Origin of the sequence: Pseudoalteromonas sp. (assembly GCF_041613455.1) — a bacterium.
In the GTDB taxonomy this organism is placed as follows: domain Bacteria; phylum Pseudomonadota; class Gammaproteobacteria; order Enterobacterales; family Alteromonadaceae; genus Pseudoalteromonas.
In genome coordinates, this window is sequence record NZ_JBFJHD010000134.1 from 1 (window position 1) to 8,014 (window position 8,014).

At 41.7% G+C, this 8,014-nt stretch carries 10 protein-coding genes; 6 read left to right on the plus strand and 4 right to left on the minus strand.

The features are described 5' to 3' along the window. A partial coding sequence (locus ABYB02_RS11900) for a serine/threonine protein kinase (protein ID WP_372762663.1) occupies window positions 1-1,388 on the plus strand: 1,388 nt, incomplete at its 5' end. Between the two features lie 25 nt (window positions 1,389-1,413). Further along, window positions 1,414-1,845 carry a DUF3859 domain-containing protein gene (locus tag ABYB02_RS11905; protein WP_372762664.1) on the plus strand — a complete coding sequence of 144 codons (432 nt, stop codon included), beginning with the start codon at window positions 1,414-1,416 and terminating at the stop codon, window positions 1,843-1,845. 78 nt (window positions 1,846-1,923) lie between these two features. Here the strand turns inward: ABYB02_RS11905 and ABYB02_RS11910 are convergent, their stop codons facing one another. From ABYB02_RS11910 to ABYB02_RS11920, 3 genes are all read right to left on the minus strand, one after another. Further along, window positions 1,924-2,340: a VF530 family DNA-binding protein gene (locus ABYB02_RS11910; RefSeq protein ID WP_372762665.1), complete on the minus strand. Its 417-nt coding sequence runs from the start codon at window positions 2,338-2,340 to the stop codon at window positions 1,924-1,926. Window positions 2,341-2,543: 203 nt separating this feature from the next. Next, on the minus strand, window positions 2,544-3,536 hold the full coding sequence (locus tag ABYB02_RS11915; protein ID WP_372762666.1) for an MDR family oxidoreductase: 993 nt from the start codon (window positions 3,534-3,536) through the stop codon (window positions 2,544-2,546). Window positions 3,537-3,586: 50 nt separating this feature from the next. After that, window positions 3,587-4,222 carry a TetR/AcrR family transcriptional regulator gene (locus tag ABYB02_RS11920; protein WP_372762667.1) on the minus strand — a complete coding sequence of 212 codons (636 nt, stop codon included), beginning with the start codon at window positions 4,220-4,222 and terminating at the stop codon, window positions 3,587-3,589. A gap of 463 nt (window positions 4,223-4,685) precedes the next feature. Between ABYB02_RS11920 and rmf the strand changes: the two genes are divergently transcribed. Further along, window positions 4,686-4,856: a ribosome modulation factor gene (gene rmf, locus ABYB02_RS11925; RefSeq protein ID WP_372762668.1), complete on the plus strand. Its 171-nt coding sequence runs from the start codon at window positions 4,686-4,688 to the stop codon at window positions 4,854-4,856. A gap of 66 nt (window positions 4,857-4,922) precedes the next feature. On the opposite strand, the gene fabA is transcribed toward rmf, so the two are convergent. Further along, entirely contained in the window at window positions 4,923-5,438 is a 516-nt protein-coding gene (gene fabA, locus ABYB02_RS11930; protein WP_372762669.1) for a bifunctional 3-hydroxydecanoyl-ACP dehydratase/trans-2-decenoyl-ACP isomerase, read from the minus strand. 205 nt (window positions 5,439-5,643) lie between these two features. On the opposite strand from fabA, the gene ABYB02_RS11935 reads away from it, so the two are divergent. From ABYB02_RS11935 to ABYB02_RS11945, 3 genes are read left to right on the plus strand one after another with little or no spacing between them, the layout of a single operon-like run. After that, window positions 5,644-6,501, plus strand: coding sequence for a 6-carboxytetrahydropterin synthase (locus ABYB02_RS11935; protein ID WP_372762670.1), 858 nt, complete (start codon window positions 5,644-5,646; stop codon window positions 6,499-6,501). Then, complete coding sequence (locus ABYB02_RS11940) at window positions 6,494-7,312, plus strand: M23 family metallopeptidase (RefSeq protein WP_372762671.1); 819 nt, start codon at window positions 6,494-6,496, stop codon at window positions 7,310-7,312. The genes ABYB02_RS11935 and ABYB02_RS11940 overlap by 8 nt, the downstream gene beginning before the upstream one ends. Before the next feature lie 5 nt (window positions 7,313-7,317). After that, on the plus strand, window positions 7,318-7,752 hold the full coding sequence (locus ABYB02_RS11945) for an acyl-CoA thioesterase (protein WP_372762672.1): 435 nt from the start codon (window positions 7,318-7,320) through the stop codon (window positions 7,750-7,752). Window positions 7,753-8,014: the final 262 nt, after the last annotated feature.

Genomic DNA, 8,014 nt, shown 5'->3' on the forward strand with positions numbered 1-8,014 from the left:
CGCTGGCAGTGAAACTGAGAAATGTATTAATCGACTTACGCAATCATAAAAATGGCCTAACGCCACAGCCCATTGTGCATGGCGATATAAAACCTTCTAACTTAGTATGGGACGAAAACCCCCAGTCTCTGTCTCTGGTCGATTGGGGTAGTTCGGTGTATGCGCAAATAGACAGTGCAGGAAACCCAATTGCCAGTAATTTTATGGATTTAATGTCGGGTGATTTAAGTACCACCAATGCCCGTATGGGTGATGTGTATTTTATTGGTGAAGCGCAAATGTCGGGCGAAAAATCATCCCCACGTTTTGACGAGCAAGGTGTAGCCGCTACCTTATATGCACTGGCTTCAGCGCAATCGTGTCGTTTTGGTGCGCAAGCTATTCCAGCAAGTAGTCTAGGCTTACCCATAGAGCTGGCTAAAGTAATCGATGGTATGCTCAGTAAAGACAAGCAGACACGCGATGCCGCGGGTGATTACTTTATGCGTAACATTCCTACTATGGCGAAGGCTTATTTACCTGAACTGCCGAAAAAAACAGTCAAAGCAGCAATTCCATTTTGGTTTGGCTATGATGAAGAGCCCGAAACCGTGGTGTATAGTTCACGCAAACAGTTTTTACGCCAAGCCGATCATAAACAACAGCTACTCGACGTAAATGACGCACAATTAGACCGCTATTATAAAGAGTTTTTATTTGATACCGGCGATACCGAAAAAGCATTTTTAGCCGCGATCAGTCGTTTGGCTAAATACCCGGTAGTAGGGGGATTAAGTTTTCATTGGAAAGACGAGTCATTGTTTGTTGAGTCATCGCTAATTTTGCATAATGAGTCGTTAGCGGCCGCTTTTACCGATGCGGTTAATAATACCGTTATGCTGGCACAAGCCATTAGTCAAAAAGGGCTATTCAAATGCTGTTTGTTCGATGCCCGTAAAACCATTCAATTAGAGCGAGATCGCACCGGGGCATTTATATTTGAACAGCTACCAGAACTTGATTTTGAAACGGTTGACGTTAATGCCAGCGAAGTAACGCGGCCCCACTCTTATTTTGAAGATGGCAAAGATCCCGATGAGCAACTACAGCTGCCAAAAAAAGTGATTAAATGTGTATTTGAACTAAACCAAATACACCATACTGGCTGCATTATTTTTGAAGCGCTGCCTGATAGACTGAAAATACATCATTATTATCGTTTGCTTGATGCCAGTAAAGAGCAGGAATTTAGTCGCTTATTAAGTAAATTAATGCAATATGCGGTTAATATTACCGATGTCGGTGTAGCCGGCTTTATGAAGCTGCCCTATAAAAATACTCGCGAATTTAGTTTATGTGAGCAACAAGCGGCTAATTATTACCCTAAAAACCCGAAACTGGCTGGTTAAGGTAAGAGGTGAGCAGTTAATTAAGATGGCAAAAAGCAAAGCAATTTTTACGCTACAAAGTTATGGTATTTATTCTACCTGGGACAGTAATACGAAGGCGTTACCACAAATCGCGCAATTTACCACGCAGGTACAGGCCGCAATTGATGTAGAATTTGGCCTTATCATTCATGTTAAAAAAGGCAAAGGTGAAAAGCTGCAATACTGTATTTATCACCCAGATATACCCGATCAGCACGGTGAAATTATGCCGCCATTTAGCGGGTATGTGTATGTAAAGGACAGCGACTGGCAGTTTTACTTAGGTGATACCATTTGGCCACCACTAGAAAACAAGCTTGGTGATTGGCGTATGACCATAGCGCATAATGGCAGCATCATTGCCGATAAAACATTTACTCTGTTCAAAGCAAAACAGCGTAGTGAAGAGGACTTTTGGCAAAACAAACGTCGCTGACGCTTGCATTCGTGTTTTATAAAAAAAGCTGGCATTGCCAGCTTTAACTATTTATGACTTAACGCTAAGCTACAGTGCTTAATTACCCCACGGGTTGCTGGCACTGACACGTTGTTTACGAGTACGCGCACGTTGCTTTGTGGCTTTTTTCTCTTGAATACGTTTCGCGTCAGAAAAACTGAGCTGACACGGCTCTCCAGGTTTATGATCGGCGGGGATCACGCGGTCGCGTGGTGGTAGCTCATATTGTACATCGTCAGGGCGCGGTAAGTTTTTAAGACGATACAAATAAAAATTTTCAACTTTTTCTTGTGCCCACTGCGTTTTGCGTAAAAATTTAACCGCCGATTTCATATCAGGGTTATTTTTAAAGCAGTTCAATTGCAAATACGCGTGCAACAGTTCCCACCCATATTGCTCAACCAGCTCTTCGACCACTTGTTCTAATTTTACGCCTTGCAGTGGGTTGTTACTGAAAAGTTCTTGGTTGCTCATAGGTGTGCTCTCGTGAATAAAAATACAATGGCTATTATAACCTGAAGTGTGAATAATAAATATATCCTCAGCGGCTATTTTATCGCATTAAATTAACTGACTTAAAGTGCCTTTATAGTCTGCTTATGCAGCAACCAGTAAAACGGGTGGTTGGCATTGCAAACCACCGTATATTTGCATCAGTGGTTTGCGTAGCAAAAGGCTTAAGCTTGGCAGTTAACCACAACACGGCCTCTCACTTTGCCTGCCATGAGTTGCTCGGCGCTATCAATTACCTGCTCTAAAGAAATTTCTTTTGATATTTTATTTAAATACTCGCCATTGACTAAGTTTGCTAATCGCTGCCACGCTTCAATGCGGTCTGCTTTAGGGCGCATTACACTGTCGATACCGATTAACGAAATGCCGCGTAAAATAAAGGGCGCTACCGATGCAGGAAAATCCATGCCTTGGGCAAGCCCACAGGCGGTTACCACGCCACCATATTTGAGTGACGCGCACACATTCGCCAAAGTATGACTGCCTACTGAGTCAATAGCCGCTGCAAAACGTTCTTTTTGTAATGGTTTGCCCGGGCTTGATAGCTCTTCGCGAGCAATTACCTGTGCTGCGCCAAGCTGCTTTAAATAATCTGTTTGTTCTACACGCCCGGTGGCGGCGATAACGTTAAAGCCGAGTTGCTTTAATAAATAGATAGCAAAACTACCGACTCCGCCGTTTGCACCGGTTACTAGAATATCGCCAGAGTCGGGAGTGATACCTTGTTTTTCTAAGGCAATCACGCTGAGCATCGCGGTATAGCCCGCGGTACCAATTTGCATCGCTTGTTTGGGTGTAATCGTTGTGGGTAGCGGAATTAACCAATCACTGTTAAGCGCTGCTTGTTGTGCCAGACCGCCCCAGTGTTTTTCGCCGACACCAAAGCCATTTAATATCACCTTATCGCCAACTTTAAATTCATTACTGTTGGAGCGCGTTACTGCGCCAACTAAATCTATGCCCGGCACCATGGGAAAGCTGCGCACCACAGGGGCTTTACCGGTAATAGCCAAGCCATCTTTGTAGTTTAAGGTGCTGTATAGCACATCAACAAAAACATCCTGATGCGGTAGCTCTTGACTATTAATGCTGCTTAAAGCAGCGTGGTAGTTATTATCATCTTTATTAATAACAATGGCTTTAATTGTGTTGCTCATAGAATATCCTTTTTAGACCGATCGTCTTTTAATGACTAAATAAAAACGCATTAGCTTAGTAATGCGCGTAAAAACATTTCTGTATACAGTGTTAGCGGCTTACTTGATCGCATCAGCTTGGCGCGCATAACAGCGCCTTCCCAGCCAATCCAAAAATACTCACTCATTAACTCGCAATCTACATCATTGGCTAGGGTACCTTGTTGCTTAGCCAATTCTAAACACTGCTGTAAAAGCTGCTGCCAATGAAGGTAACTTTGCGTTAAACGCGCTTTAAATTCATCACTTAAATGGTTTAATTCTTGGTTTAAATTACCCACTAAACAGCCACGCTTAAATTGATATTTTTGCATACCGTTTATGGCACTTTGGGTAAAGTTAACAATGCGTTCAAGTGGCGGTGCGTCAGCGTGTACTAAATAACGTTTTAGTTTGGCAATAAAGTATTCATCGTAGGCTTGCACTAAGGCAATGCCGTAAGCTTCTTTGCTACTGAAATAGTGATAAAAAGAGCCTTTAGGCACGCCTGCTTTTTTTAAAATAGTATCTAAGCCCGTTGCGGTAAAACCAAACTCGGTTAACGTTTCAAGCCCAGTGCGAATAAGTAACGCTTGAGTGTCTGCGTTGTCGCGAGCTATTTTAGGGGGCCTTCCACGCCTTGCAGGTGTTACTGTGTTGCTATGCATATTAGGGGTCCTGGTTAGTCTGTTCAGTCGTATATGCTGAGTTAAGTTACGATAAACAGTGTCATTCAAAATAGCTAAAACCAGTTTAGACCGATCGTCTTTAATTAATCAAGCCGTTTTTAGTGTAATTATAAATATTAAAACTCAGCAGGTGAGAAATATTAAATATGCATGATGCAGGCAGGAACTAAATTGCATAGAGCAGGTCGCACTATATACAACACCTAGTTAAAGGGAGGAAATATTACAGCGCATTTATTGCTGAATTGGCTTGGTCAAAGTAGTAAAGGTATGACCACTGATTTGATAAAAAGTTAATTCATCATTGCATCAGCAGCTTAGTTAAAGTCAAATAAATTAATTGCTTTTACTATTTGAATTAACCCTTTTTATTAGCTATTCATTACATGTAGATTTCACTAATGCTACAAAATTAATAAATACAAAGGTGAGGATATTACCGATGAAGAGACAAAAAAGAGATCGTTTAGAGAGAGCACATTCTCAAGGATTTAAAGCGGGATTAGCAGGTCGTTCTAAAGAGCATTGTCCCTATCAACAAGTTGATCCCAAATCACAGTGGTTAGGTGGTTGGCGTGAAGCGATAGATAATCGTAATATTTATAAAATATAAAATTACCCCTAGAATTCAAGCCAAAAGGCCTTCGCAATGAAGGCCTTTTTGGGTATTTAAGGGTAATTAAAATGCGCTGGTATCTTGAAACAAACCCACTTTAAGATCTTTTGCTTCGTAGATCACACGGCCATCGACTTCAACTGTGCCATCGGCCACACCCATAAACAATTTACGCTTAATAACGCGCTTCATTACTAGGCGGTAAGTAACTTTTTTAGACGTTGGTAATATTTGTCCGGTAAATTTAACTTCGCCTACACCAAGTGCACGACCCAGCCCAGGACCACCAGACCAACCTAAGTAAAAGCCGACCAGCTGCCACATAGCATCTAGGCCTAAACACCCTGGCATCACAGGGTCACCTTTAAAATGACAGTCAAAAAACCACAGGCTAGGGTCAATATCCAGTTCTGCAATAATTTCACCTTTACCATGTTCACCGCCATCAGCAGTAATAGAGGTAATGCGGTCCATCATTAACATATTGTCGCTTGGTAAACGGCAGTTTCCGGCTCCAAACATTTCACCTTCACCACATTGGATCAGTTCTTCTTTTGTATAGCTATTTTTAGGTTCCATAACACTTATCTTTACTTAGAAATTGCCACCTACTTTAGCGTACACTTGTACGCTAAACAACTCGGAGCAGTTAAAAATTAAGGCGAAAATGGTTTATTTTTCATCGATCAACCATTGCAATAGATTTATCCTTGATTAAACCGCGCAATTAATATCAGAAATCATTATAATTACGCCTGACCAATAACCAGTTTAAAGGAAGTTTATGATCCTTTTTGTTAACTCACTAACAGTGATAGATTTTTCTTACTTGTGTAATAAGCGCGGCGCAGTTGGCGAGAGCTGGATTGTGGATTTAACTTTGCACGGTAAGCTGAACGACGAGTCCATGGTGTTAGACTTTGGCTTAGTAAAAAAGCAAATTAAAGGCATTATAGATGAATGTATCGATCATCGTTTGGCTGTCCCTAATAATATAAATGGCCAAGTACGCGAATTTGACGAGCATAAAACACTTGAGTGTACATTTGGTGATAACCATCATTTAGCCATGAGCGCGCCACACCAAGCGTATTGCATGATAGATGCAGACGCAGTGACAATTGACTCGGTGACTGACTTTTTAATTGCCACCATTTTACCGCAATTACCCAGCAACATTGAAAAAATAGAACTGTCTTTAAAGCCTGAACATAATCAAAGTTTTTATTATCATTACAGTCATGGCCTGAAAAAGCATGACGGTAATTGTCAACGCATTATTCATGGCCATCGTTCACAAGTTGGCATTAGCCTCGATGGTATTTCTATGCCTCGTTTGCAAAAAGAATGGTCGCAAAAATGGCAAGACATTTATTTAGCCACCGCAGAAGATCAAATCAAGGCTGAGCAGTTAAAGCATGTAACAGCTAAAGAAAATGACGTGTGCTTTGCTTATACAGCGGCGCAAGGTTATTTTGAAATGGCTATTAGTGAATCGCGCTGCGATATTTTACCTAGCGACACCACGGTAGAATGTATTGCCGATTATTTGGCGGGGCAAGTGAAAGCACAATACCCAGAAAAAGCGGTTAAAGTGACGGCTTATGAAGGTGTAGGGAAAGGATCTATTAGCTATGCTTAACACTTTATTCGCCAGTGTATTACTTGCTGCAACTAGCTTGAATGTATTGGCACTTGAGCTAAAAGGGCATTTAACCCAAGGCGGCTTAGTCACTGGCAAAATTGAGAACGCACAGTCGGTAAGTTTTAATGGTAAAGCGCTGAAGTTGTCGGCTAAAGGTGACTTTGTGTTTGGTTTTGGCCGTGATGCTAACACCATGCACAATTTAACGTGGGTAGATAGCAGTGGCAAAACCCACAGCCAAGATTTAGTGATCACTAAGCGTGATTATCAAATTGATAAAATTACTGGCGTGGCGAAAAAATATGTATCGCCCGCGAAAGAATTATCGGCACGTATTAGCCGCGAAGCGCGAGCTATAAGACAAGCACGCCAAGTTAATTCTGATTTAACGTACTTTTTAGACCCGGTTCTAAAACCTGCACAAGGGCGTATTTCGGGTGTATATGGTAGTCAGCGTTATTTTAATGGTGAACCACGTAGACCGCATTTTGGTTTAGATATCGCTAATAAAACAGGTACCCCAGTGTATGCACCTATTAGTGGCACTGTGGTGTTTGCAGAGCCTGATATTTATTATTCTGGTGGCACACTTATTTTAGATCATGGCCATGGGGTGACCTCTACTTACATCCATTTAAGTAAGTTAGACGTACAGCAGGGCGATACCATTAGTCAAGGCAGTAAGATTGCCGAAATCGGCGCCACCGGTCGAGTTACTGGGCCGCATTTAGATTGGCGCTTTAACTGGCAGGGCGAGCGCCTCGATCCCGCATTATTAATGCACGATACATTAGCAAACAAAAAGTAGAGACTATGACACAATTAGAGCGCGATGCGATTATTGCGCAACGAATTAAAGATTCAACCACCTCGGTAACTAAAGCGGTGTTTCCAGGGCGCACCAATCACCATAACACCTTGTTTGGTGGAGATGCATTAGCTTGGATGGATGAAGTAGCGTTTATTGCAGCGACCCGTTTTTGCCGAAAACCTTTGGTGACTATTTCTTCGGATAGGGTCGACTTTAAAGAAGCGATACCAGCAGGTACTTTTGCAGAATTAATAGCCACTGTGGTGCATGTGGGTAATACCAGCTTAAAAGTGGATGTTGAGATAATGCTTGAGACTATGCATAAAGATAACAAACACTCGGCGATTACCGGTAGTTTTACCTTTGTGGCGGTTGATGACAACCATAGGCCGACACCTGTTGTGTGTCACAAAATGCTGCACGGTTTTGAACAGTAAGCGTTAATTTAAATAAAGCACCGTTATGGTGCTTTATTTAAACTCCGCAAAGAACACATCATACTAAACAGTGGTTTAATGCAAGCCTTGGCAGCAGAGTAATAAAATAAAAAAGTTGAACAACAAAAAAAGGGAGGATAAACATTAGTGAAAGGTTAGCTATACGGGTTGGGCATAACTAACCTAATTATTACTCTAATAACCTGGTTACAGCACCATGGCTGCAATCCAGCCAAAGATTAATAGTGGAATATTAAAATGA

What these genes read in the sequence shown, in the direction of transcription:
- ABYB02_RS11910 (WP_372762665.1), bottom strand. Translation starts at nt 2,340, where the DNA reads ATGAGCAACCAAGAACTTTTCAGTAACAACCCACTGCAAGGCGTAAAA.
- ABYB02_RS11940 (WP_372762671.1), top strand. Translation starts at nt 6,494, where the DNA reads ATGCTTAACACTTTATTCGCCAGTGTATTACTTGCTGCAACTAGCTTG.
- fabA (WP_372762669.1), bottom strand. Translation starts at nt 5,438, where the DNA reads ATGGAACCTAAAAATAGCTATACAAAAGAAGAACTGATCCAATGTGGT.
- ABYB02_RS11935 (WP_372762670.1), top strand. Translation starts at nt 5,644, where the DNA reads ATGATCCTTTTTGTTAACTCACTAACAGTGATAGATTTTTCTTACTTG.
- ABYB02_RS11905 (WP_372762664.1), top strand. Translation starts at nt 1,414, where the DNA reads ATGGCAAAAAGCAAAGCAATTTTTACGCTACAAAGTTATGGTATTTAT.
- ABYB02_RS11945 (WP_372762672.1), top strand. Translation starts at nt 7,318, where the DNA reads ATGACACAATTAGAGCGCGATGCGATTATTGCGCAACGAATTAAAGAT.
- ABYB02_RS11920 (WP_372762667.1), bottom strand. Translation starts at nt 4,222, where the DNA reads ATGCATAGCAACACAGTAACACCTGCAAGGCGTGGAAGGCCCCCTAAA.
- ABYB02_RS11915 (WP_372762666.1), bottom strand. Translation starts at nt 3,536, where the DNA reads ATGAGCAACACAATTAAAGCCATTGTTATTAATAAAGATGATAATAAC.
- rmf (WP_372762668.1), top strand. Translation starts at nt 4,686, where the DNA reads ATGAAGAGACAAAAAAGAGATCGTTTAGAGAGAGCACATTCTCAAGGA.